The 23,123-nt window shown below is 70.6% G+C and carries 20 protein-coding genes; 11 read left to right on the top strand and 9 right to left on the bottom strand.

All coding sequences use genetic code 11. The features are described 5' to 3' along the window. Positions 1 to 21: 21 nt before the first annotated feature. The 8 genes from ribD to AC3WLZ_RS03940 all read left to right on the top strand — a co-directional run bounded on the left by ribD (position 22) and on the right by AC3WLZ_RS03940 (position 7,746). Positions 22 to 1,053 carry a bifunctional diaminohydroxyphosphoribosylaminopyrimidine deaminase/5-amino-6-(5-phosphoribosylamino)uracil reductase RibD gene (gene ribD / locus AC3WLZ_RS03975; RefSeq protein ID WP_492469149.1) on the top strand — a complete coding sequence of 344 codons (1,032 nt, stop codon included), beginning with the start codon at positions 22 to 24 and terminating at the stop codon, positions 1,051 to 1,053. Continuing rightward, positions 1,053 to 1,709 carry a riboflavin synthase gene (locus tag AC3WLZ_RS03970; RefSeq protein WP_492469148.1) on the top strand — a complete coding sequence of 219 codons (657 nt, stop codon included), beginning with the start codon at positions 1,053 to 1,055 and terminating at the stop codon, positions 1,707 to 1,709. The genes ribD and AC3WLZ_RS03970 overlap by 1 nt, the downstream gene beginning before the upstream one ends. Next, complete coding sequence (gene ribA / locus AC3WLZ_RS03965) at positions 1,706 to 2,974, top strand: GTP cyclohydrolase II (RefSeq protein ID WP_492469146.1); 1,269 nt, start codon at positions 1,706 to 1,708, stop codon at positions 2,972 to 2,974. The genes AC3WLZ_RS03970 and ribA overlap by 4 nt, the downstream gene beginning before the upstream one ends. Next, a complete protein-coding gene (ribH, locus tag AC3WLZ_RS03960) occupies positions 2,974 to 3,447 on the top strand; it encodes a 6,7-dimethyl-8-ribityllumazine synthase (RefSeq protein ID WP_412923794.1) in 474 nt (157 codons plus the stop codon). Before ribA ends, ribH begins: the two co-directional genes overlap by 1 nt. A gap of 83 nt (positions 3,448 to 3,530) precedes the next feature. Beyond that, the gene (locus tag AC3WLZ_RS03955; protein ID WP_492469144.1) at positions 3,531 to 3,884 is read left to right on the top strand and encodes a Fe-S protein; all 354 of its coding nucleotides are present in this window, start codon (positions 3,531 to 3,533) and stop codon (positions 3,882 to 3,884) included. A 177-nt stretch (positions 3,885 to 4,061) separates the two neighbouring features. Beyond that, positions 4,062 to 5,516, top strand: coding sequence for an MFS transporter (locus AC3WLZ_RS03950; RefSeq protein WP_492469143.1), 1,455 nt, complete (start codon positions 4,062 to 4,064; stop codon positions 5,514 to 5,516). A 117-nt stretch (positions 5,517 to 5,633) separates the two neighbouring features. Further along, a complete protein-coding gene (locus tag AC3WLZ_RS03945) occupies positions 5,634 to 5,846 on the top strand; it encodes an AsnC family protein (protein WP_492469142.1) in 213 nt (70 codons plus the stop codon). Between the two features lie 19 nt (positions 5,847 to 5,865). Continuing rightward, the gene (locus AC3WLZ_RS03940; protein WP_492469141.1) at positions 5,866 to 7,746 is read left to right on the top strand and encodes an ABC transporter ATP-binding protein; all 1,881 of its coding nucleotides are present in this window, start codon (positions 5,866 to 5,868) and stop codon (positions 7,744 to 7,746) included. Between the two features lie 285 nt (positions 7,747 to 8,031). Here the strand turns inward: AC3WLZ_RS03940 and AC3WLZ_RS03935 are convergent, their stop codons facing one another. After that, positions 8,032 to 9,924 (bottom strand): phosphoenolpyruvate carboxykinase (GTP), encoded by a 1,893-nt coding sequence (locus AC3WLZ_RS03935; RefSeq protein ID WP_492469140.1) that lies wholly within the window; start codon positions 9,922 to 9,924, stop codon positions 8,032 to 8,034. A gap of 117 nt (positions 9,925 to 10,041) precedes the next feature. Here AC3WLZ_RS03935 and AC3WLZ_RS03930 point away from each other — a divergent pair, with 117 nt between their 5' ends. Next, positions 10,042 to 11,490, top strand: coding sequence for a helix-turn-helix domain-containing protein (locus AC3WLZ_RS03930; protein ID WP_412923788.1), 1,449 nt, complete (start codon positions 10,042 to 10,044; stop codon positions 11,488 to 11,490). Positions 11,491 to 11,668: 178 nt separating this feature from the next. Here AC3WLZ_RS03930 and AC3WLZ_RS03925 read toward each other — a convergent pair whose 3' ends face one another. Continuing rightward, on the bottom strand, positions 11,669 to 13,141 hold the full coding sequence (locus AC3WLZ_RS03925) for an NAD-dependent succinate-semialdehyde dehydrogenase (RefSeq protein ID WP_492469139.1): 1,473 nt from the start codon (positions 13,139 to 13,141) through the stop codon (positions 11,669 to 11,671). 185 nt (positions 13,142 to 13,326) lie between these two features. Continuing rightward, complete coding sequence (locus tag AC3WLZ_RS03920; RefSeq protein WP_492469138.1) at positions 13,327 to 15,180, bottom strand: FAD-dependent monooxygenase; 1,854 nt, start codon at positions 15,178 to 15,180, stop codon at positions 13,327 to 13,329. 97 nt (positions 15,181 to 15,277) lie between these two features. Between AC3WLZ_RS03920 and AC3WLZ_RS03915 the strand changes: the two genes are divergently transcribed. After that, positions 15,278 to 15,982, top strand: a complete 705-nt coding sequence (locus AC3WLZ_RS03915; protein WP_492469137.1) for an IclR family transcriptional regulator — start codon at positions 15,278 to 15,280, stop codon at positions 15,980 to 15,982. A 201-nt stretch (positions 15,983 to 16,183) separates the two neighbouring features. Beyond that, the gene (locus AC3WLZ_RS03910; protein ID WP_492469136.1) at positions 16,184 to 17,833 is read left to right on the top strand and encodes a thiamine pyrophosphate-binding protein; all 1,650 of its coding nucleotides are present in this window, start codon (positions 16,184 to 16,186) and stop codon (positions 17,831 to 17,833) included. A gap of 54 nt (positions 17,834 to 17,887) precedes the next feature. On the opposite strand, the gene AC3WLZ_RS03905 is transcribed toward AC3WLZ_RS03910, so the two are convergent. The 6 genes from AC3WLZ_RS03905 to AC3WLZ_RS03880 form a co-directional block, all read right to left on the bottom strand. Beyond that, the gene (locus tag AC3WLZ_RS03905; RefSeq protein WP_492469135.1) at positions 17,888 to 18,217 is read right to left on the bottom strand and encodes an EthD family reductase; all 330 of its coding nucleotides are present in this window, start codon (positions 18,215 to 18,217) and stop codon (positions 17,888 to 17,890) included. 76 nt (positions 18,218 to 18,293) lie between these two features. Further along, positions 18,294 to 19,442, bottom strand: coding sequence for a TRAP transporter substrate-binding protein DctP (gene dctP / locus AC3WLZ_RS03900; protein ID WP_492469134.1), 1,149 nt, complete (start codon positions 19,440 to 19,442; stop codon positions 18,294 to 18,296). Positions 19,443 to 19,564: 122 nt separating this feature from the next. Beyond that, positions 19,565 to 21,025 (bottom strand): TRAP transporter large permease, encoded by a 1,461-nt coding sequence (locus AC3WLZ_RS03895; RefSeq protein WP_492469132.1) that lies wholly within the window; start codon positions 21,023 to 21,025, stop codon positions 19,565 to 19,567. 31 nt (positions 21,026 to 21,056) lie between these two features. After that, positions 21,057 to 21,608 carry a TRAP transporter small permease gene (locus AC3WLZ_RS03890; protein WP_492469131.1) on the bottom strand — a complete coding sequence of 184 codons (552 nt, stop codon included), beginning with the start codon at positions 21,606 to 21,608 and terminating at the stop codon, positions 21,057 to 21,059. A 1-nt stretch (position 21,609) separates the two neighbouring features. Further along, positions 21,610 to 22,533 carry an NAD(P)-dependent oxidoreductase gene (locus tag AC3WLZ_RS03885; RefSeq protein WP_492469129.1) on the bottom strand — a complete coding sequence of 308 codons (924 nt, stop codon included), beginning with the start codon at positions 22,531 to 22,533 and terminating at the stop codon, positions 21,610 to 21,612. Continuing rightward, positions 22,530 to 22,955: a carboxymuconolactone decarboxylase family protein gene (locus tag AC3WLZ_RS03880; RefSeq protein WP_412923778.1), complete on the bottom strand. Its 426-nt coding sequence runs from the start codon at positions 22,953 to 22,955 to the stop codon at positions 22,530 to 22,532. The genes AC3WLZ_RS03885 and AC3WLZ_RS03880 overlap by 4 nt, the downstream gene beginning before the upstream one ends. Positions 22,956 to 23,123 lie beyond the last annotated feature (168 nt).

The following is a 23,123-nucleotide window of genomic DNA, read 5'->3' as shown; positions in this document are numbered from 1 at the left end:
ACGACGGGAAGGACAGGGAAGATGGCATCCGCCGCCGAAACAGACGCCATGCGCCGCGCGCTGCGTCTCGCGCGGAACGGCCCCCGCGGACTCAATCCGCAGGTGGGCGCCGTGATCCTCTCCCCCGCGGGCGACGTCCTCGCCGAGGGCTACCACCGAGGAGCGGGCACCGCGCACGCCGAGGTCGACGCCCTGTCGAAGCTCGCGCCCGGCGCCGCCCGTGGGGCCACGGCGGTCGTCACGCTCGAACCGTGCAACCACACGGGTCGCACCGGTCCCTGCGCCGTCGCGCTGCTGGAGGCAGGCGTCGCGCGCGTCGTCTACGCGCTCGACGACCCGACCGATGCTGCGGCGGGCGGGGCCGAGCGACTGCGCGGCGGGGGCGTCGACGTCGAGGCGGGTCTCGAGCGCGAGGCCGCGACCGAGCTCATCCGCGACTGGGTGCACCTGCAGCTCACGGGACGCCCGTGGGTGACCGTGAAGTGGGCGCAGAGCCTCGACGGCCGCGCCGCGGCGGACGACGGGTCGAGCCAGTGGATCACCGGACCCGCAGCGCGCCGCGACGTGCACGAGCGCCGGGCCGCCGCCGACGCGATCCTCGCCGGCACCGGCACCGTCGTCGCCGACAATCCGGCACTGACTGCGCGCGATGCCGACGGCGGGCTTCTGCCGTCGCAACCCGTGCCCGTGATCGTCGGCGAAACCCCGATCCCCGAGGATGCCGCGGTGCATCACCACCCGCGCAAAGCGCTGTTCTTCCCCACCCGCGATCTTCCCGCCGTCCTCGACGACCTCGGCGGCCGCGGCATCCAGCGCGTGTTCGTCGAGGGCGGGCCGACTCTCGAGAGCGCCCTGGCCCGCGAAGGGCTCGCCGACGAGGTGCTGGTCTACGTCGCCCCGGTCCTGCTCGGCGGGTCGCGACTCGCGCTCGGCGACCTGGGCGTCCCCGACATCTCGGCCGCTCGGCGGCTCGAGGTGGCATCCATCGACATTCTCGGCGACGACATCCGCGTCGTCGCTCGTCCCGTCCACGACACCCAAGGAGATTCCTGATGTTCACCGGAATCGTCGAAGAGATCGGCGAGATCACCGCGGTCGAGCCCGCCGGAGACGGCGTGCGGGTGACCGTGAAGGCGCCCCTGTCGGTGTCGGACGCCGGCCACGGCGACTCGATCTCGGTCAGCGGCGTGTGCCTCACCGTCGTCGAGCAAGGACCCGACTGGTTCACCGCCGACGTGATGAAGCAGACGCTGGACATGTCGACGCTCGCCGGCGTGGCCGCCGGGCGCCCGGTGAACCTCGAGCGTGCCACCGCGGCGCACGGACGCCTCGGCGGTCACATCGTCCAGGGGCACATCGACGGCACGGGCGTCGTACGCGAGGTGCGTCCCGGCGACCAGTGGAGCGTCGTGCGCATCGGCATCCCGGCCCACCTCGCCCCGCTCGTCGTCGACAAGGGCTCGATCGCCATCGACGGCGTCTCGCTCACCGTGAGCGACGTGAGCGAGGCCGGCGACCCCGAGCCGTGGCTGGAGGTCTCGTTGATCCCCGAGACCCTCGAGGCGACGACCCTCGGCCGCGCCGAGGCGGGCACACCCGTCAACCTCGAGACCGACATCCTCGCCCGCCACGTGCAGCGCATGCTCGCCTTCCGCACCACTGAGAACCCCGCGGCCGCGGCCGCATCGACCGAGAGGGGCTCCGCATGAGCCTGTCCACCATCCCCGAGGCCCTCGACGCCCTTCGCGCCGGACGACCCGTCCTCGTCGCCGACGACGAGAACCGCGAGAACGAGGGCGATGTCATCATCTCGGCCCAGCTCGCGACACCCGAATGGCTCGCGTGGACCGTGCGCTGGTCGAGCGGCTACGTGTGCGCGCCCATGCCCGCCGACTGGGCGGACCGTCTCGACCTCCCCCCGATGGTCGAGGTCAACCAGGATGCCCGCGGCACCGCGTACACGGTGAGCGTCGACGCGGCGGAGGGCGTCGGCACGGGCATCAGCGCGGCCGACCGCGCTCGCACGCTCAACGTCCTGGCGAACCCCGAGTCGGTCCCGTCGAGCCTCATCCGCCCCGGTCACGTCCTGCCGCTGCGCGCCGTCGACGGCGGCGTGCGCGAGCGCGCGGGTCACACCGAGGCGGCCGTCGACCTGATGCGCCTCGCGGGTCTGCAGCCGGTCGGCGCGATCGCCGAGGTCGTGGCCGAAGACGGCAGCATGATGCGTCTGCCCGGGCTCATCGAGCTCGGCGAGCGCGTCGGCGTTCCTGTCGTGACGATCGAACAGCTCATCGCCTACCTCAACGAGACCGAGCCCGTCGCGACCGCACCGGTGCCCCGGCGGCGCGTGAGCCTCCGCGCCGAAGCGCATGTGCCGACCTCGCACGGGACGTTCCGCTTCCTCGCGTACAAGGACCGCGTGACGGGCACCGATCACCTCGCGGTCGTGTCGGGCGAGATCACCGACGAGGCTCCGCTCGTGCGGGTGCACTCGGAGTGCCTGACGGGCGAGGCGTTCGGCTCCCTCAAGTGCGAGTGCGGCCCGCAGCTGGAGGCAGCGCTCGACACGATCGACCGCGAGGGCGGCATCGTCATCTACATGCGCGGCCACGAGGGTCGCGGCATCGGCCTCATCAACAAGCTGCGCGCCTACAGCCTGCAGGAACGCGGCCTGGACACGGTGGATGCCAACCTGGCCCTGGGCCTGCCCGCCGACGCCCGCGACTACGCCGCCGCCGCCGGCATCCTCACCGATCTCGGCGTCGAGCAGGTCCGTCTGCTGACGAACAACACCGACAAGGTCGCGCAACTGCGCCGCCTCGGCCTCGACGTCGTCGAGCAGGTTCCCCTGCTCGTGGGCGTCGGTCCCAACAACCACCAGTACCTCGAGACGAAGCGCGACCGCATGGGTCACATCATCGACGAGGACGATCTGCGCGACGCGCTCGCGCACATGAAGGAAGGACTCGTCTGATGGCGGGAAGCGGAGCACCTCAGACCGGCGGCGTCGACGCGACGGGACTGAACGTCGTCGTCGTCGCGGGCACATGGCACGAAGTCATCACCGACGGCCTGATCGCCGGGGCGAAGCGAGTTCTGGATGCCACGGGGGCGACGTACCGCGTGGTGCGCGTGCCGGGCTCGTTCGAGCTGCCCGTGGCCGCGGTCGCCGCCTTCGCGGGCGGCGCCGACGCGGTGGTGGCGCTCGGCGTCATCATCCGCGGCGGGACCCCGCACTTCGAGTACGTCTCGTCGGCGGCGACCGACGGTCTGACCCGTGTCGCGATCGACGCCGGGAAGCCCGTCGGGTTCGGCGTGCTGACCCTCGACGACGAGCAGCAGGGTCTGGACCGGGCCGGACTCGACGGCTCGAAGGAGGACAAGGGCGCCGAAGCGGCCGACGCCGCCCTGCGTACCGCGCTCCTGCTGCGCGACCTGCGCGGCTGACCGTCTCCCGCACGGCGCGCCTCCCCGCGGGGTGAGGCGCGCCTTGCTGGCGGTGGGGTGCCGGCATCCCTAAGGTGACGGGCATGGAGATCCTGCGTCACGTCGTCGTCGTCATCCACCTCGTCGGATTCGCGGTGTTGTTCGGCACATGGGTCGTGGAGGCCGTCGCGCGCCGCGTCCAGGTGACGCGGCTCATGAGCTACGGGCTTCTGATCTCGCTCGTGGCCGGGCTCGCTCTCGCGGCTCCCTGGGGGCTGGAGTACGACCTCAACTACACCAAGCTCGGTGTGAAGCTCGTCGTGCTCATCGTCATCGGCGCGCTCCTCGGCATCGGTTCGGCGCGGCAGAAGCGCACCGGCGCGGTGCCGCCGATCCTCTTCTGGCTCATCGGCCCGCTGACGTTGGCGAATGCGGCCATCGCGGTCATCTGGCGCTGACGCCGCCTCAGCGCCGACGCCCTCTGAGCGAGCGCATAGACTGGAGGGTCTGGACCCCCACCATGGTCCTCCCCCGGTGCCCCTCGCGCGTTCGGACACGACACCACCGTCTCCGACTCCGCGCCACCGCTGCGCCCTCACGACGGACGCGATCGCTCGATCTCTCGTCAGGCCCCCATGACCACTTCCTCGTCCCCCGCCACCCGCTCCTCGTCGACTCCCGCTAATCCCCGCTCGCGTGTCATCACCGCGAGCCTCATCGGCACGACGATCGAGTTCTACGACTTCTACGCCTACGCTACGGCCGCGGTCCTCGTCTTCCCGGTCCTCTTCTTCCCCACCGGCAACGAGACGACCTCGCTCCTGCTGTCCTTCAGCGTCTTCGGCGCGGCCATGGTCGCGCGTCCCCTCGGCGCGATCGTGTTCGGCCACTTCGGCGACCGCTTCGGCCGCAAGGCCACGCTCGTGGCATCCCTGCTCACGATGGGTGTCGCGACCTTCCTCATCGGGTGCCTCCCGACGGTCAACGAGATCGGCGTCTGGGCGGCGGTGCTTCTGCTGATCATGCGCCTCGCGCAGGGCTTCGCCCTCGGCGGGGAGTGGTCGGGCGCGGCACTCGTCGCGACGGAGAACGCCCCCAAGGGCAAGCGCGCCTGGTACGGCACGTTCCCGCAGCTGGGCGCGCCCATCGGCTTCATCATCGCCAACGGCGTCTTCCTCATCATCAACTTCGCCCTCCCCCACCCCGACGGCACCGCGCAGCGGTCGGCCGAGTTCCTCGCGTGGGGCTGGCGCGTGCCGTTCCTGTTCTCGGCCGTGATGGTCATCGTGGGCCTGTGGGTGCGACTCCGCCTCGTCGAGAGCGAGTCGTTCGCCAAGGCCGAGAAGAGCGGCGTGATCCGCAAGTTCCCGCTCGGCGAAGTCATCCGTCGCAACTGGGTGCAGCTGATCCTCGGCACGTTCATCATGCTGGCGACGTACGTGCTGTTCTACCTCATGACGAGCTTCACACTGTCGTACGGCACCAAGCCGACCGCGGCGGGCGCCGCGGCTGCGGCCGAGAAGGCGGGAACGCCGTTCGATGCCGCCGCGTACGTGCCCGGCCTCGGCTTCGGCTACACCGACTTCGTGATCATGCAGATCGTCGGCGTCGTGTTCTTCGGCATCTTCACGCTGCTGTCCGGCCCGCTCGCCGACCGCATCGGACGCAAGCGCCTACTCACGGGCGTCACGATCGCGATCATCCTGTTCGGCCTGACGTTCGCGTTCTTCCTGCTGCCGCAGGCGGATGCCAACCTGACCCGGGTCTACGTGCAGGCATTCCTCATCATCGGGTTCCTGCTCATGGGCACGACGTTCGGCCCGATGGGGGCCGTGCTCCCCGAGCTGTTCCCGACGAACACCCGCTACACCGGCTCGGCCATCTCGTACAACGTGTCGTCGATCCTCGGTGCGGCTCTCGCGCCGATCGTCGCGGTGGCCCTGTGGGCCGCGGGCGGAGGCAACCCCTGGCTCGTCGGCGTGTACCTGTCGGTGATGGGCGTGCTGACGCTCATCGCGGTCGCGCTCTCGCCCGAGACCAAGGACGTCGACTACGACGCCAACATCGCCGCCGGAGCGACCGCGCCGTAATTCCCGCGACCGGATCGATGGATGCCACGGGGCCCCGGCCTCGTGGCATCCGTCGTTCACTCAAGGCGAAGTCAACGTGAGTTGACACACCCGAGGATGTCAACCAGGATTGACGGCATGAGCGAAGCGATCCACACGGCCCTCGGCGGACTCGGCGACGACGAGCCTCTCGCCGAGCTCCGACGCCTCGGGGCCCTGCGACGGGACATCGCGCGTCTCGAAGAAGCGCAGGTGCGCCGCGCTCGGCTGCGCGGATACTCCTGGCTCGCCATCGCGAGCGCCCTCGGCGTGACCAAACAGGCCGCCCATAAGAAGTACGGTCGAATCTGATCCCCAGAACGAGGTGAGCATGTCTCTGTCCGCTCCCGCGCGCGGCCGTCGCGGCCGTCGCGCGCCCGAGGGCCCGCGCGCGTCCTTCCGCCAACTCCTGCCCTTCCTGACCGAGCACACCCGCACGCTCGTCGTCGTGGGGGTGCTGAGCATCCTCGGTGCGGGAGCCACGCTCGTGCAGCCGCTCCTCGTGGGTCAGGTCATCTCGCGCGTTCAGGCGTCCGTGCCGCTCGGCGCGCTCGTGTGGCTCCTGGTCGGGTTCGTCGTGCTGTCGTCGGTCATCTCGGGCTACCAGCACTACCTCCTGCAGCGCACCGGCACCGCCGTCGTCTACTCGTCACGGCGGCGCCTCATCGCGCGCATCCTCCACCTGCCGGTCAGCGAGTTCGACGCGCGCCGCACCGGTGACCTCGTCTCGCGCGTCGGTACCGACACGACGCTGCTCTACGCCGTCCTCACGCAGGGGCTCGCGGATGCCGTCGGCAACGCGCTCATCCTCGTCGGGGCGATCATCGCCATGGCGTTCATCGACCCGCTGCTCCTGGGCCTGATCGTGCTGGTGCTCGGCGCGTCGATCGCGACCGTGGGCATCCTGAGCACCCGTATCCGTGCCGCGTCGGCCGCCCAGCAAGAGAAGGTGGGCGAGCTGGCATCCGGGGTCGAGCGCGCCGTCGGGTCGATCCGTACGATCCGCGCCGCGGGCGCCACCGAGCGCGAGGTCGCGTCGGTGACGGGTGCCGCGACCGAGGCGTACGGCGCGGGGGTGCGCATTGCGAAGGTGTCGGCCCTCATCGTTCCGGTCGCCGGCATCGCCCTCCAGGTGTCGTTGCTCGTGGTGCTCGGCGTCGGCGGTTTTCGCGTGGCATCCGGAGCCATCGACGTCGCCGCGCTCGTGACCTTCGTCATCTTCCTGTTCCTGCTGGTGCAGCCGCTCGCCTCGGCGATCGGCGCGATCACGTCGGTCAACCAGGCCCTGGGCGCACTCGGTCGCATCCAGGAGGTGCTCGACCTTCCGCTCGAGGAGGACGGTGACCAGCCGGGCGCGACGGAACCCCGGGCGGATGCCGCGGCGATCGAGTTCCGCGACGTGCGGTTCCGTTACCCCGACCACGTCATCAAGGCGCGCGAGGCCGCGGCGAAGGAAGCGCGCTCCGTGCTCGCCCAGGCGCATCTCGACCGCGCGGCGGACGAGACCGCGGTCGAGGCGGAGGAGACCGAGCACGAGGTCCTGCGCGGGGTCTCGTTCACCGTTCCGCGCGGGGCTCGCGTCGCCCTCGTCGGACCGTCCGGCGCCGGCAAGAGCACGGTGCTCTCGCTCGTCGAGCGGTTCTACGACCCGACGGCGGGAGCGATCCTCGTCGACGGCATCGACGCCCGAGACCTGCACCGCGACGCCCTGCGCGCCCGCTTCGGCTACGTCGAGCAGGACGCCCCGACCCTGGCCGGCACGATCGCCGACAACCTGCGATTGGCCTCGCCCGAGGCATCCGACGCCGACTGCGAGCGGGTGCTGCGCGCGGTCAACCTCGGAGACGTCCTGGAGCGCAGCCCGCTCGGCGTCGACGCACCGGTCGGCGAGGACGGCGTCATGCTCTCCGGCGGCGAGCGTCAGCGGCTCGCGATCGCGCGGGCGCTGCTTGCCGCTCCTCCCGTGCTGCTGCTCGACGAGTCGACGTCGTCGCTCGACGGCGTGAACGAGCAGCGCATGCGGGAGGCCATCGACGCCGTCGCCACCGGCCGAACGCTGCTCGTCATCGCGCACCGCCTCTCGACCGTCGTCGACAGCGACCTCATCGTCGTCCTCGAGCACGGACGCGTCGTCGGCCAGGGAACGCACAGCGAGCTCGTGGCATCCGTCCCCCTCTACCGCGAGCTCGCGAAGCACCAGCTCCTCGTCTGAGGTCCGCGTTCTGCCCCCTCGGTGCCCCTGTCGGGTCGCCGAGACTTCATCGCGCCGACAAATGCGGCGCAGGCTGCAAGGGAATCGTCGGCGCGATGAAGTCTCGCGGGAGAACACCCGCGGAACGCGCACGGGGGGGGGGGGCGGCGGCGCCACCCGCGGACCGCACGGGGAGGCGCGGAGGAAGGACGACGCCCCTCCCGCGCGCCAAGAGCAGGGAGGGGCGTCGAGCGTGCGCCCACCCCGCACCGCGACGCGGCGGGCGGGGCGAGCGGGTCGATGCGGCTACGCGCGCTGCAGACGGTAGCGGAGCGCGGCGAGTTCGGCGCGCAGGGGCGCCGGGAGGTGGCTGCCGAACGTGTCGAAGAACTCCTCGGTGAGGTCGGCCTCGGCCAACCACGATTCCGTGTCGATCGAGAACAGCTCTTCGAGGTCGGCGGCCGGCAGGTCGAGACCGGACAGCTCGAGGTCCTCGACGCGGGGCAGCCGGCCGATCGGGCTGTCGACCGCCTCGACCTGACCGTCGACCCGGCGGATGATCCAGTCGATCACGCGCGCGTTGTCGCCGAAGCCCGGCCAGAGGAACCGACCGTCGTCGCCCTTGCGGAACCAGTTCACCTGGAAGATCCGGGGGGCGCGGTCGAAGCGCAGCTTCTCGCCGACCTTGAGCCAGTGCCCGAAGTAGTCGCCCATGTTGTAGCCGCAGAAGGGCAGCATGGCGAAGGGGTCGCGGCGGAGCTCGCCGACGGTGCCCTCCTGGGCCGCGGTTTTCTCACTCGACACGGTCGAGCCGAGGAAGACGCCGTGCGACCAGTCCGTGGCCTCGAGGACGAGCGGCACGTTCGTGGCGCGACGACCGCCGAACAGGATGACATCCAGCGGAACGCCCTCGGGGGTCTCCCAGTCGGCCGCGATCTGCGGGCACTGCGCGGCGGCGACGGTGAAGCGCGAGTTGGGGTGAGCGGCCGGACGCCCCGATGCCGGGGTCCAGTCGTTGCCCTCCCAGTCGATGAGCTGCGGCGGAGCCTCGTCCGTCAGTCCCTCCCACCACACGTCGCCATCCGGGCGGAGCGCGACGTTCGTGAAGATCGTGTTGCCCCACAGCGTCTCGACGGCGGTGACGTTGGTGGACTCCCCCGTCCCGGGGGCGACGCCGAAGAAGCCGGCCTCGGGGTTGATGGCCCAGAGCCGCCCGTCCTCGCCGGGACGGATCCAGGTGATGTCGTCGCCGAGGGTCTCGACGCGCCAGCCGGGGATGGTCGGGCGCAGCATCGCGAGGTTCGTCTTTCCGCACGCCGACGGGAACGCGGCCGCGACGTGGTACGCCTTGCCCTTCGGGTCGGTGACGCGGATGAGGAGCATGTGCTCTGCGAGCCATCCCTCGTCGCGACCGATGACCGAGGCGATCCGCAGCGCGAAGCACTTCTTCGCCAGGATCGCGTTGCCGCCGTAGCCCGACCCGTACGACCACACCTCGAGGGTGTCCGGGAAGTGGACGATGTACTTGTCGTCGTTGCACGGCCACGCCACATCCGCCTCGCCCGGCGCGAGCGGCGCACCGACCGAGTGCACCGTCTTGACCCACGGCGCGCCAGCGGCGATCCGCTCGAGCACCGACGTGCCGACGCGCGTCATGATGCCGATGGATGCCACGGCGTAGGCGCTGTCGGTGATCTGCACGCCGATGTGGCTGAGGGGCCCGCCCACGGCACCCATCGAGAAGGGCACGACGTACATCGTTCGTCCGCGCATCGAGCCCTCGAAGACGCCGTCCAGCGTCTGACGGATCTCGGCCGGCGCGATCCAGTTGTTGGTGGGACCGGCATCCTCCTCGCGCTCGGAGGCGATGTAGGTGCGCGACTCCAGACGGGCGACATCGCTCGGGTGCGAGCGGGCCAGGTACGAGCCCGGACGCCACTCGGGGTTGAGCTTGATGAGCTTCCCCTCGTCGACCATCTCGCGCAGGAGCGCGTCGTTCTCGGCCGCGGAGCCGTCGACCCAGTGGATGCGGTCGGGCTGGGTGAGCGCGGCGACCTGGTCGACCCAGGCGGTGAGCGCTGCCAGGCCCGGACCCTCGACGGAGGGGCGGATGCCGTGCCCCGGGCGAGTGGCCCGAACCGCGGACGTTGCGGCGGAGCGGCCGGAGGGGCGTCCGGCGAAGATGTCGGCGAGTGCCATGTCGATCTCCTCGATTGAGAGCGAATTCGGTGGTCTTCCTCCACTGTGGGACGATCCTCCTCGACTTTCAGCAGATTTCCTCCGCAAGAATCGCTGATCTTTCGGTAACGTCAAGGAATGGCCTCGTCGCTCGAACTGACCACGCTCGGACACCGCATCCGGCACCATCGCCTGGCCCGCGGCTACACACTCGACGAACTCGGAGCGCTCGTCGGTGTCGCCGGCAGCCAGCTGAGCCTGATCGAGAACGGCAAGCGCGAGCCGAAGCTGTCGCTGCTCCAGGAGATCGCGCGCGCGACCGAGACCGAGGTCACCGAGCTCCTCTCGACCGAGCCGCCGAACCGGCGCGCGGCGCTGGAGATCGAGCTCGAGCGGGCCCAGTCGAGCCCGTTCTTCCGGCAGCTCGGCATCCCGGCGATCAAGATCACCAAGGGCACGAGCGACGAGACGATCGAGGCGGTACTGGGTCTTCACCGCGAGCTCCAGCGCCGCGAGCGCGAGACGATCGCCAGCCCCGAAGAAGCCCGGCGCGCGAACACCGAGCTGCGCCTGCGCATGCGCGGACTCGACAACCACCTCCCCGACATCGAGAAGCTCGCCGAGAAGCAGCTTCGCGCCGCCGGGCACACTTCTGGCGCGCTGACCCACCGCACCGTGAGCATCATGGCCGAGCAGCTCGGCTTCGAGCTGATCTACGTCGCGGACCTCCCCCACTCGGCGCGCTCGGTGACCGACCTGGAGAACGGCCGCATCTACCTGCCCCCGGCATCCATCCCCGGCGGCCACGGCCTGCGCTCGATGGCGCTGCAGGCGATGGCGCACCGGCTCCTCGGCCACCGCCCGCCCACCGACTACGCCGACTTCCTGCAGCAGCGGCTCGAGATCAACTACTACGCCGCGTGCTGCCTGATGCCCGAGACGAACTCCGTCGCTTTCCTCTCGCAGGCGAAGAAGGACCGCAACCTCGCCGTCGAGGACTTCCGCGACGCGTTCGGCGTGACGCACGAAGCCGCCGCGATGCGCATGACGAACCTCATGACCACTCACCTCGGCATCCGTCAGCATTTTCTTCGCGTGGATGGCGACGGCGCCATCTCGCGCGTGTACGAGAACGATGGCCTCCCGCTCCCCACCGACGTCACGGGGTCGGTCGAGGGACAGATCGTGTGCAAGAAGTTCTCGGCGCGCGCCGCGTTCGCCGAGCACAACCGCACCACCGAGCACTACCAGTACACCGACACCCCCGCCGGGACATTCTGGTGCTCGACCCAGACCGGCACGACCTCGGACGGCGACTTCTCCATCACCGTCGGCGTGCCCTTCGACGACGCACGGTGGTTCCGCGGCCGCGAGACCACGACGCGCGGAATCTCACGCTGCCCCGACGAGTCGTGCTGCCGCCGCCCCGACTCCGAGGCCGCGCAGCGCTGGCAGGGCAAGGCGTGGCCGAGCGCCCGCGTTCACCGGCACATGTTCTCGCCGCTCCCCCGCGGCATGTTCCCCGGCGTCGACGATGCCGAGGTCTTCGCCTTCCTCGATCGTCACGCCTCCCCATCGGACGAATGAGTCGCGCAGCGTGAGCGGGCCAAACTCCTGAGAAACCTGAGTCGCCCGAGCCTCCCTCAGCTCCCGCGCGCGATCCCCGTCCGAAACTCAGGAGTTTCGCCCGACGCGAGGCGGCAGAACGACGGATGCCACGGCGCCGACGACCCGAAGGGCGCCGACGCCGTGGCATCCGGTGTTCTCAGGCGAAGGGGTTCGCGGTCAGCGTGTACTTCGTCTGCAGGTACTCGTGGATGCCCTCGTCGCCGCCCTCGCGGCCGAGGCCGGACTGCTTCCAGCCGCCGAACGGCGCCGCGGCGTTGGAGACGACGCCCACGTTCAGGCCCATCATCCCGGTCTCGAGACGCTCGATCATGCGCTGCCCCCGCGCGAGCGACTCGGTGAAGACGTACGAGACCAGGCCGTACTCGGTGTCGTTGGCGATGCGCACGGCGTCGTCCTCGGTGTCGAAGGGGACGATCGCCAGCACCGGTCCGAAGATCTCCTCGCGGAGGATGTCACTGCCGGGCTTCACATCGGACACGACGGTCGGCTCGAAGAACGTCCCGGGTCCGTCGATCGGCGAACCACCGGTGGTCACGGTGGCACCGCGCTCGACGGCATCCCCCACGAGGGTCTTGGCCTTGTCGACAGCACGGTCGTCGATGAGGGGTCCGATCTGCACGCCGTCCTCGGTGCCCCGGCCGATCTTCATGCCTTGGACGCGCTCGGTGACGCGGCGGGTGAACTCCTCGACGACGGAGCGCTGCACGATGAAGCGGTTGGCCGCCGTGCACGCCTGACCGATGTTGCGGAACTTCGCGAGCATCGCCCCTTCGACCGCCTTGTCGAGGTCGGCGTCCTCGAACACGACGAAGGGGGCGTTGCCGCCGAGCTCCATCGACGTGCGCAGCACGCCGGGGGCCGCCTGCTGCAGGAGCTTCACTCCGACGGGGGTCGAGCCCGTGAACGAGAGCTTCCGCAGGCGCGGGTCGGAGATGATGCGCTCCGAGACCGCGGCGGTGCTCGTGGTGGTCACGACGTTGACGACACCGGCCGGAACGCCCGCGTCCTGCAGGATCTGCGCGAAGAACAGCGTGGTCAGCGGCGTGAGCGTCGCGGGCTTGATCACGACGGTGCAGCCCGCGGCGAGCGCGGGGGCGATCTTGCGCGTCGCCATGGCGAGGGGGAAGTTCCACGGCGTGATGAGGTAGCACGGCCCCACGGGGTGCTGCGTCACGATCATGCGGCCGGTGCCCTCGGGGTTCGCGCCGTAACGGCCCTGCGCGTGCGCGGTGACCTCGCTGAACCAGCGCAGGAACTCGCCGCCGTACCCGACCTCGCCGCGCGCCTCGGCGAGAGGCTTGCCCATCTCGAGCGTCATCAGCAGCGCGACGTCCTCCTTGCGCTCCTGCAGCAGGTCGAAGGCCCGGCGAAGGATCTCGGCCCGCTCGCGCGCGGGGGTCGCCGCCCAGGACGGGAACGCGTCGGCGGCGGCATCCATCGCCGCCACACCGTCGGCCACGGAGGCGTCGGCGATCTCGCGGATGACCTCGCCGGTGGCGGGGTCGCTGACCTTCACGGTCTTGCCACCTTCGGCCGCGCGCCACTCGCCGCCTATCAGCAGGCCGGTCGGTACGGATGCCAGCAGCTCGCTCTCGCGCGAATCGGTCATGGGTCCTCCTGGGTCGGTGCGGGTCTCCCCGCTCATTCTGGTCAGCCCGCGCGGCGGTGCCGATATACGTGCCGTACAACCGTGGCGCGTGGGTCGCCGCGACGTCCGGTCGCTGCGGCCTTCTCGATAAACGCGTCATGCACCGGGAAACGCTCGCAGCGAGCGTGTCCGAGTGCAGCGCGCGTTTATCGCCCGGAGTGGGCGACGGCGGGCGCCATGGCGCCATCGAAGAAGCGCTCGAGACCCTCGGGATCCGAGAGCGACAGCACGTGCGCGACGTACTGGTCGGGGCGGACGACGACGACCGCGCCGCCGGCGCCGATCCCCCGCTCGGCGAAGATGTCGGCGGTCGTCCACGCCGAGGGGGTCGCGGCGAACACCTTCTCGAGGTCGGTGAGCCCGAGCGGGCCCGACCGCGGCCGGAACAGCTCCGGAACGTCGACGACGTCCTCCCACCGGCCGGGGTACACGACCTTCGCATCGAACACCGCGTCGAGGTCCGCCCCGTCAGGGGTGAACCGTTCGACGATCCCCCGCGCGGCCTCGGCCCAGGTCCGCAGCGCCCCGCCGTCGGCATCCGCGAAGGCGTAGAGGCGCCAGCGTCCGTCGGCTCTCGCGTGATGACCGAGGTGCACGGGGTTGCCGTCGCACACCCGAACCACCTCGACGCTCTGGAAACGTTTGCCCACGGGGAACCCGGATGCCAGCTCCTGCGCCGCGTCAGCCCCGACGATCGACGAGGGACCGTACTGCGTCATGAACCCCGAAGGGAACTCTGCGGTCGCGAGGTAGTACGTCGACAGTTCGTCCGGATCGGTGATCTCACCGGGCTTACGGGCCATGAGCGACGACCACTCGCGGTCGAAGTCGATGAGCTGCTGGGCGACGGGCTGGCGCTCCGCGGAGTACGTCCGCAGCAGGTCGGCCGGCGCGAGGCCGGTGAGGACGTGGCCCAGCTTCCAGCCGAGGTTGAAGCCGTCCTGCATCGAGACGTTCATGCCCTGTCCGGCCTTCGCGCTGTGCGTGTGGCAGGCGTCGCCGGTGAGGAAGACCCGCGGGTTCTGCTCGTCATCGTCGAAGCGATCGGTCACCCGGTGCCCCACTTCGTAGACGCTGTGCCAGGCGACCTGCTTCACGTCGATCGCGTACGGGTGCAGGATCGCGTTCGCCCGGGCGATGACCTCGTCGATCGGCGTCTGCCGGACACGGTGGTCGTCGTCGGCGGCGACTTCGCCGAGGTCGATGTACATGCGGCTGAGGTATCCGCCCTCGCGCGGGATGTGCAGGATGTTGCCCGCGGCGGCGGTGATCGCGCACTTGATGCGCCAGTCGGGGAAGTCGGTCTCGACGAGCACGTCCATGACACCCCAGGCGTGCTGCGCGGCGGCGCCGACGTGCGTGCGGCCGATCGCCTGGCGCACGCCGCTGCGGGCGCCGTCGCACCCCGCGACGTACCTCGCGTGGATGGTCCGCTCACCGTCGGCATCCCTCACTCGCACCTCGACGGGATACTCACCGTCGGCCTGGACGGTGAGGCCGAGGAACTCGACGCCGTAGTCGGGGGTGAGGCGCGCGGGGCCGTTCGCGGCCGCCTCGGCGAAGTAGTCGAGCACGCGCGCCTGATTGACGATGAGGTGCGGGAACTCGCTGATCTTGAGGGCGTAGTCCTCGGTGCGCGTCGTGCGGACGATGCGATCGGGCGCCTCGGGATCGGGCGCCCAGAAGTTCATCCAGCCGATGTTGTAGGCCTCGGCGGTGATGCGGTCGGCGAACCCGAACGCCTGAAAGGTCTCGACGCTACGGGGTTGGATGCCGTCGGCCTGCCCCAGGACGAGCCGACCGTCGCGCTTCTCGATGAGCCGGGTCGTGATCTGCGGGAACTGCGACAGCTGGGCGGCCAGCAGCATGCCCGCGGGCCCGGACCCCACGATCAGCACGTCGACCTCGTCGGGCAGGTCCGCCGGACGGTCGATGCCCGTGCCCGCGGCGGGTTGGATGCGCGGATCACCCGAGACGTATCCGTGGTGGTGGAACTGCATGCTTCTCCTGACGTCGATGTCGGGGTTGCACCGCGGCGACGCGGTGTTCTATATTCGAACGCAACGTTCTCCTATCGAACGAGAGGCTAGCCGTTCCATGTCCGCAGGGCAAGACGCCGCGCCCGCGTCGCAGACGCTGAGCCGTGGCATCCGGCTGCTCGAAGAACTGTCCGCGGCCGGTACTCCCCTGTCGATCGACGACCTGGCCGCGCGCGTCGGCCTGCACCGCTCCGTGGCCTACCGCCTGTTGCGCACGCTCGAAGATCACGGCCTGACCTCAAGGGATGCCACGGGCGCCGTACGCCTGGGGACGGGTCTCGCCGCCCTCGCCGCCGGCGTGGCCGCCGACCTGCAATCGGAGGCCCTGCCCGAGCTCACCGCCGCGGCGAACGACCTGGGCATGACCTGCTTCCTCGTCGTGCTCGACCACGACGAGTGCGTCACCCTCGCGAGCGTCGAACCTCGGCACGCGGTGACCGCGGTGGCGCAGCGGCCGGGGGCTCGGCATCCGGTGACCCGCGGCGCGCCCGGACGCGCCGTCCTCGCACAGCTGCCGCCGCGGCGCTGGCCCGACGAGGTCGACGCCAGGCTCGCGGCGGAAGTGGCGGATGCCGCCGAGCGCGGCTGGGCGACCAGTCACGACGAGGTGGTGCCGTCGCTGCGTGCGGTCGCGGTGCCGCTCGCGGTGCAGGGGCGCCCACCCGCGGCCGTCGCCGCCGTCTACGTCGCAACCGATCTCGACGACGCCGCCATCGCGGCTCGGCTGACCTCCGCGCGGGAAGAGATCCGCCTCGGCCTCTGACCCGCGTCGGCCTCCCCGCGTGAGTCACCAGGATGCGTCGCCGGGGGTCCCCGTAAGCGACGAGCCCTGTCGACGATCGCGGCCTATACTCGTCCCGTCAGGCGCACGAAGCGGTGCGTCGCTGCTCGAAAAAGGGGCACGTAGCGCGAGGAGCGCGAGACACATACGGCTGATTCCCGTTCCGTCTCGAAAGGCTCCCCCATGCCCTCTGTCTCCGCGCACGTCGCCCGCACCCTCGCCGCCCACGTCGACCACGTCTTCGGCGTCATGGGCAACGGCAACGCCTACTTCCTCGACGAGCTCGACCGCACCGGCGCAACGTTCACCGCGATGCGGCACGAGGCCGGGGGCGTGGTGGCCGCGGATGCCTACCACCGCGCCAGCGGCCGCATCGCGGCGGCCACCGCGACCTACGGGGCGGGGTTCACGAACACGCTGACCGCCCTGGCCGAGGCGGCGCAAGCCCGAACACCGCTCGTGCTCGTCGTCGGCGACGAGCCGACGTCGGGCCCGCGCCCCTGGGGCGTCGACCAGATTGCGCTCGGCTCGGCCGTCGGCGTGCGCACGTACACCGTGGGCGATCGGGATGCCGCTGCCACGACGGCCATTGCGCTCGAGCATGCGTTGACCTACCGTCGGCCGGCGATCCTCGCCATCCCGTACGACGTGGCGGCCCGCGAGGCGGGCGAGGTTCCCTCCGCGACCCCGCTGACGCCGACCGCCCCGGCGACACCCGCCATCCCCTTCACCGCGGCGGCGATCGAGCGGGTCGCCGACGCGCTCGCGCGCGCGGAGCGCCCGTTCCTGCTCGCCGGCCGGGGCGCCTGGCTCGCCGACGCCGGGGAGACCTTGGGCGCCCTGGCCGAAGCGACCGGGGCGGTGACGGCATCCACGGCCCTTGGCCGAGGCATCTTCCCCGAGCAGCGCTACGACCTCGGCGTCACCGGCGGCTTCGGCGCCGAGGGAGCGATGCAGCTCATCCGTGAGGCCGACGTGGCCGTCGTCTTCGGCGCGGGCCTCAACCAGTTCACGATGCGCTTCGGCGAACTGTTCGACCCGCGGACGCGGGTGTTCCAGATCGACACGGCCGCCTCGGCGACACACCCCCAGGTCGGGGGCTTCGTGCGCGCGGACGCCGCCCACGCCGCCACCGCGATCCTGGAACGCCTGCGGTCCCGGGGCGCGCAGCCGTCCGGATGGCGGGAGAGCGTCGACATCGCGGCGCTGCGCGCCCACGAGACGGGCGACGGCATCGCCGCCGACGGTCGACTCGACCCGCGCACGGTGGCGCAGCGCATCGGCGAGCTCCTCCCGGCGGACAGGGTCGTGGTGTCGGACGGCGGGCATTTCCTCGGCTGGTCCAACATGTACTGGCCGGTGGCCTCCCCCGACCGCGTCATGATGGTCGGCACGGCGTACCAGTCCATCGGGTTGGGGTTCCCGAGCGTGCCGGGAGCGGCGGCCGCCCGACCCGAGTCGACCATCGTCCTCACCACGGGCGACGGCGGGGGGCTCATGGCCATCGCCGACCTGGAATCGGCCGTGCGCGTCGCGGGCGGTCGCGGACTCGCCGTGGTCTGGAACGACGCCGCCTACGGCGCCGAGGTGAACCTGTACGGGTTGAAGGGACTCGCGCGCGAGCCGATGCTCATCCCCGAGGTCGACTTCGCCGCCGTCGCCCGAGGATTCGGCGCCGAGGGTGTGGTGGTGCGCGACCTGGCCGACCTCGACGCCCTCGCTCGGTGGACGGCGCGCGAGCCGCACGAACGCCCGTTCCTCCTCCTCGATCTCCGGATCAGCGGGGACGTCATCGCGCCGTACCAGCGCGAGATCATCCGGGTGAACTCCTAGTCGCCCGGCGCGCCGGGCGAGGCCGCGAGGGCCAGCACGGGCGTGACCGTGTCGTCAGTCGGGCGGGGGGCGGGCGACGGCGGGTCTCACGGCCACGAGCGGCACCCCGATGACCACGGCTCCTCCGGTCGCGTAGTTCGGCACGTCGGCCTCCACCGCGCGGCCTTCCGGCGAGGCCATCGCCGCCTGGGCGGACTCCGGCGAGGCGAAGGTCGCCTCGAACATCGCGTAGTAAGGACCGCCCCGGGCGTCGAGATCGAGGGCATAGCCCATCTCGACGACACCCGGCAGCCGCGCGGCGAGACGGAGATGCGTCTCGCGGTAGTACTCCGCGAAGTGCGCACGGTCGGCGGGCGGCGGGTACAGCACCACGATCTTGTGCATCACGGCATCCTCTCGATGAAGCGGGTGCTGCCGGGCCCGGGCGGGATGCCGGGGCCCGACAGCACGGGTCAGACGGTCAGCGGCCGGCGAACGCCGTCACGCAGTCGCTGGTCGCGTCGTCGTATTCAGCGTCGGCGTAGGTGTCGAGGCCGGCCTTGTACTGCTCGAGCACGCCCTCGGCATCCTGCAGCCCCTGGCCCGTGGCGAGTTCGACCCACTTCTGGGCGCCGGTGTCGCCGACCGAGTCCTGCCAGGCCTTCGTGGCCGACTCTTCCCACGCGGTCAGGCCTTTCACGGTGGGCGCGTCCAGCATCTCCTGGCATTGGCCGGCGGCGGTCTCGTTGAACGCCGCGATGCCCGCACCGGTGTTCAGCTCCTCGACGACGCTGTCGAACTGGGCGCGCAGGTCGTCGGGCAGGGAGTCGTAGGCGTCCTTCGACACCCACATGCCGAACGTGGAGTACTGACCGACACCCGGATCGCTCCAGTACGGCAGCAGCTCCATGATCTTGTAGTTCACCGGGAAGTCGATCGCGCCGCCGATCGAGGAGACCACCCCGCGTTCGACGGCCTCGTACGTCTCGGGCGCCGTGATCGCGACGATGTTGGCGCCGGCGTCGCTGAGCACCTGCTGGATGATCGGGCCGGAGGCGCGCATCTGCAGCCCGGCGAACTGCTCCGCGGCGGTGAGGGGTTCCCGACTGCCGAGGAGGAAACGCCCCACGGGCCACGTGGCGACGTGGTGCAGATTGTTGCCGTCCATCACCGCGATCGCGGGGTCGTAGTCGGTGTGCAGGTCGTAGATGGACTGCATGATGGCCTGGGAATTCTGGCTCAGGAACGGAATGCTCACCATGCTGGTCGACGGGAAGTACTGCGGCGTGTAGTCGGGCACGGTGACGCCGATCTGCGCGCGGCCGTCGCGGACGCAGTCGGCGACTTCGGCGGCCTTGCACAGCGCCTCGGTCGCGGTGCGCTCGAAGGAGATACGCCCCTCCGTCACCTCCTCGACGCGGTCAAGGAACCAGTCCTGCACCGCGGCGTTCGGCGTCCCCGCCTGTGCGCCGGTGGCGAGGGTGAAGGTCACGCTGTCGCCGCCGGCATCGCCGCCGGCCGAGTTCTGGATACCGGCACAGCCGGAGACCGTGAGCGCGGCCGCGGCCAGACCCCCGGCCAGCGCGAGGGTTCGCCGCGAGCGGCGGGTGAGGTGCTGTGAGAACATCATCGTCCTTTCTGTCGGTCCGCACCGCCGGGAAACGGGTCGCGGATGGGTTCAGTCTGCGCGGCACGCGGCGGCATCCCCATGGCTGCAGCCGCATACCGCCGGGTCATCCGCGCACGTCCTATTCAGCCCGCGGTCTGCGCGACGAGCGAGGGGAGCCAGAGCACGATCGCGGGAACGAAGAACAGCACCGCCGAGACGATGATGTCCATCGACATCAGCGGCAGGACGCCTCGGAACACCGTCTCGGTCGGCACTCCGGTCGCCCCCGAGACGACGAAACAGGTCATACCCACCGGCGGAGTGACCATCCCGATCGCGGTGAGCTTGACGATCATGAGGCCCAGCCAGACGCCGTCGAACCCCAGCTCCATCGCGACCGGATAGATGATCGGGATGGTGATGATCAGTACGGATATCTCGTCCAGCGCCGTGCCCAACGGCAACAGCAGGAGCAGAAGGAGCCCGATCGTCAGAAGCGGTGGGATGTCGAGACCGGCGATCCACGTCGTGATCGTGTCGGGAACATGCGCGGCGATGAGGAAGGTCGAGAAGATGCTCGAGCCGACGAGGATCATGAAGACCATCGACGTCGTCTGCGCGGTGTCCAGGAGTGCGCCCTTGACGTTGCTCCACAGGGAGGCGACGCCCGCGCGCCGGAACTCCCACAACAGGATGAGTAGGGCCACGAACGCGGCGATGGCGGCCGACTCGGTCGAGGTGAAGACCCCCGAGAACATTCCGCCGAGGATGATGAGGAAGATCACCCCGAGGCGCACGAGTCCGCGCCACGGAAGGGTCCGTGCGGTGAGGCCGTAAGACTGGCGAACCACCCCTGTCGTCGGCGCGGCGTGCAGCGCGGCGTCGACCGACGCCGAGTGCACCGGCGCGGGCTCTCCGGCACCGCCGCGCGCGGCGGTCGCCGCCGCCGCGCGCGCCTCCACCACGACGTCGGCGAGCCCGACGTCGTTCCGCACGATCTGGCGGTGGCCGAGGATCAGGATGTACGTGATGTAGCCCGCCGCCGTCAGCAGGCCCGGGATGATGCCGGCCGCGAGCATCTGCGCGACGGACTCACCCGTCATGATCGCGTAGAGCACGAGGAACGTGCTCGGCGGAATGATGACGCCGAGGGTGCCGGCGATGGCGACGATTCCGGTCGCGAGTGCCGCCGGATAGCCGTAGGCGCGCATCTCGCCGACGGAGAGCTTCGACATGGTCGCGGCCGTACCGATGCTCGAGCCCGAGACGGCCGAGAACCCCGCGCACGCCATGACGGTCGCGACGCCGAGGCCCCCCGGGAACCGGCTCACGAAGTGGTTGGCGATGGCGAACACGTGCTCCGCGATCCCCGCGCGCATCGCCAGCATCCCCATCAGGATGAACATCGGGATGATCGTCAGCGAGAAGCTCGCGGTGGCGGAGAACGGCACCGATCCGAGCACGTTCGTCGTGTACGTGGTGCCCTGCAGGACCGCGAGACCCACGGCCCCGGACAGACCGAGTGAGAGGGCCACCGGCATCCGGGCCATCAGCAGCAGGATGAGCAGCGCCACGATCGCGAGCACGATGATCGTCACCAGCATGGATTCACTCCCTTGTCGTTTCGGCCGACGCTCACGCGTCGACCGTGGCCTCGGCGTCGTCGCCGTAGGCCCCACGTCCTCGGATGGTGCGCACGACGTTCGCGAGCGCGACGACGAGCCACAGCCCGAGTCCGATCGCGATCACCCAGCGCAGGGGCCAGACCGGCCATTGGACCAGACCGAATCGCGTCTCGTTCCGCGTCGTCGCCTGGATCGCGCGCGCGACCGAGGCATACGTCATCCAGGCCAGCAGTCCCGCGTTGAGCACCCAGATCACGACGGACACGGCGCGCGCGAGCGCGGGCCGCAGGCGGTCCGTGACGATCGACACCGCGACGTGCCCGCCCTGCATCGACGTCCACGCCAGGCCGAGGAACACCGAGGCGACCAGGGCCGATTCGGCGACCTCGAGCATTCCGGGAACGCTCGCGCGGGCGATGAAGCGCACGACGACGTCGAGGACGGTGGCGAGCATCAGCACGACGAGCGCGCCGGCGGCGACGACCCCGAGGACGGCGCTCTGTCGACGCAGGTAGGTGTCGAAGCGCGACGTCTTCACCGGCGCGGGGGCGGTGACGGTCATGTCAGCGCTCGTTCCAGAACTCGTACGCGCGGGTGTGGTCGACGTTGCCGAGGGCATCGAGCGCATCGCCGAGCGCACCGGCGACCGCGTCGCACACGGGAGCCTCGTGTCCGGTCGCCCGCTGCACCTTCTGCGCGATCCTCACGTCCTTCGTCATGAGCGGCAGCGCGAAGCCCGAGGCGAACCGGCCGCCGACGATGTGGTCGGGAAGGACGTGCGTTGTCACGAAGCTCTGCCCGGTCGACGCGTTGAAGATGTCGACCATCACCGCGGGGTCGAGTCCGAATCGGGCGCCGGCCGTCAGCGCCTCGGTCGACGCGGTGTACGCGGCCGCCGCCACGAAGTTGTTCAGCGCCTTCATCGCGTGTCCCGTGCCCAGGCCGCCGGTGCGGAAGATGCGGGCGCTCATGGTGTCGATGACGGGAACCGCACGTTCGGAGGCATCCTCGTCGTCCGCCCCCAACATGATCGCGAGGGTGCCCGCGATCGCGCGCTCGCGGGCGCCCGACACGGGAGCGTCCACGAGGTGCAGTCCCGCCGCGGCGAGAAGGCGTCCGGTCTCGACCGTCTCGGTCGGATCGGACGAGCTCATGTCCACGTACACCGTGCCACGCGCGGACGGGATGCGCGGCGTCCCATGGTCGTCCACGAGCACCGAGCGCACGATCGCGCTCGTGGGCAGCATGAGCACGACGACCTCGCAGTCCGCGAGTTGCGTGATGTCGGCCGCCGCCTCGGCGCCGATGCGCGCGGCCAGGGCTGCGGCGCGCTCGACATCGACGTCGTGCACGAGCACGCGCTCGAACGAGCCCGACCCGGCGATGTTGGTGACCATGGGGTCGCCCATGGTGCCCAGACCGATGAACCCGACGGTCCGCACGCGCGTGGTCGTCGTGTCGGCCGCCGCGGAGGTGCCCCCGGTCATGCCGGCACCCCGGCCTTCGCCGCCTCGCCGTCCACGCTGGAAGGCAGCCCCTTCTCGGCGAGCACCTCCTCGAGCGCGCGGAGCCCCTCGACCGCGGCGGGGATCCCGCAGTAGAGCATCGAGTGCACGATGACCTCGCGCAGTTCCAGCACGGACACGCCGTTGGCGAGCGCTCCGCGCGCGTGGATGCGCAGCTCGTGGGACTTGCCCTGAGCGATCAGCATCGCGAGGGTCACCTTGCTGCGGTCCGTGAGGGTCAGGCCGTCGCGCTGCCAGATGTCACCGAAGCAGTAGCGGGTGACGAAGTCCTGGATCTTGTCGTTCAGGTCGGTCGTGTGCTCGACCTGTCCCTCCGCCCCCTCGGGCCCGAACATGTCACGCCGCTGGCGTAGACCGGTGTCGTACAGTTCGTCGCGGATCACCTGATGCTCCCTCGCATGGATTCGTCCGGGACCGGCGTCCCGTCGGACCAGTGTGGCGGGTCGGATGCCACGACCACATGGCGGGCGGCGCACGCGCCATGGTGTTCGGCGCACACCGATCGGGTGACCGCGCCCCCGTGCGCGAGCGCACTTAGTCTGGGTTCACGT

Source organism: Microbacterium sp. FW305-3-2-15-F-LB2 (genome assembly GCF_058787255.1).
The sequence above is the reverse complement of the archived record's forward strand: the minus strand, read 5'-3'. Positions and strand labels throughout refer to the sequence as shown.

Coding starts and splice junctions, on each gene's coding strand:
- AC3WLZ_RS03920 (WP_492469138.1), bottom strand. CDS start 15,180: ATGCAGTTCCACCACCACGGATACGTCTCGGGTGATCCGCGCATCCAA.
- AC3WLZ_RS03940 (WP_492469141.1), top strand. CDS start 5,866: ATGTCTCTGTCCGCTCCCGCGCGCGGCCGTCGCGGCCGTCGCGCGCCC.
- AC3WLZ_RS03950 (WP_492469143.1), top strand. CDS start 4,062: ATGACCACTTCCTCGTCCCCCGCCACCCGCTCCTCGTCGACTCCCGCT.
- AC3WLZ_RS03915 (WP_492469137.1), top strand. CDS start 15,278: ATGTCCGCAGGGCAAGACGCCGCGCCCGCGTCGCAGACGCTGAGCCGT.
- ribD (WP_492469149.1), top strand. CDS start 22: ATGGCATCCGCCGCCGAAACAGACGCCATGCGCCGCGCGCTGCGTCTC.
- AC3WLZ_RS03925 (WP_492469139.1), bottom strand. CDS start 13,141: ATGACCGATTCGCGCGAGAGCGAGCTGCTGGCATCCGTACCGACCGGC.
- ribA (WP_492469146.1), top strand. CDS start 1,706: ATGAGCCTGTCCACCATCCCCGAGGCCCTCGACGCCCTTCGCGCCGGA.
- AC3WLZ_RS03945 (WP_492469142.1), top strand. CDS start 5,634: ATGAGCGAAGCGATCCACACGGCCCTCGGCGGACTCGGCGACGACGAG.
- AC3WLZ_RS03885 (WP_492469129.1), bottom strand. CDS start 22,533: ATGACCGGGGGCACCTCCGCGGCGGCCGACACGACGACCACGCGCGTG.
- AC3WLZ_RS03910 (WP_492469136.1), top strand. CDS start 16,184: ATGCCCTCTGTCTCCGCGCACGTCGCCCGCACCCTCGCCGCCCACGTC.
- AC3WLZ_RS03970 (WP_492469148.1), top strand. CDS start 1,053: ATGTTCACCGGAATCGTCGAAGAGATCGGCGAGATCACCGCGGTCGAG.
- AC3WLZ_RS03905 (WP_492469135.1), bottom strand. CDS start 18,217: ATGCACAAGATCGTGGTGCTGTACCCGCCGCCCGCCGACCGTGCGCAC.
- AC3WLZ_RS03935 (WP_492469140.1), bottom strand. CDS start 9,924: ATGGCACTCGCCGACATCTTCGCCGGACGCCCCTCCGGCCGCTCCGCC.
- AC3WLZ_RS03955 (WP_492469144.1), top strand. CDS start 3,531: ATGGAGATCCTGCGTCACGTCGTCGTCGTCATCCACCTCGTCGGATTC.
- ribH (WP_412923794.1), top strand. CDS start 2,974: ATGGCGGGAAGCGGAGCACCTCAGACCGGCGGCGTCGACGCGACGGGA.
- AC3WLZ_RS03930 (WP_412923788.1), top strand. CDS start 10,042: ATGGCCTCGTCGCTCGAACTGACCACGCTCGGACACCGCATCCGGCAC.
- AC3WLZ_RS03890 (WP_492469131.1), bottom strand. CDS start 21,608: ATGACCGTCACCGCCCCCGCGCCGGTGAAGACGTCGCGCTTCGACACC.
- dctP (WP_492469134.1), bottom strand. CDS start 19,442: ATGATGTTCTCACAGCACCTCACCCGCCGCTCGCGGCGAACCCTCGCG.
- AC3WLZ_RS03895 (WP_492469132.1), bottom strand. CDS start 21,025: ATGCTGGTGACGATCATCGTGCTCGCGATCGTGGCGCTGCTCATCCTG.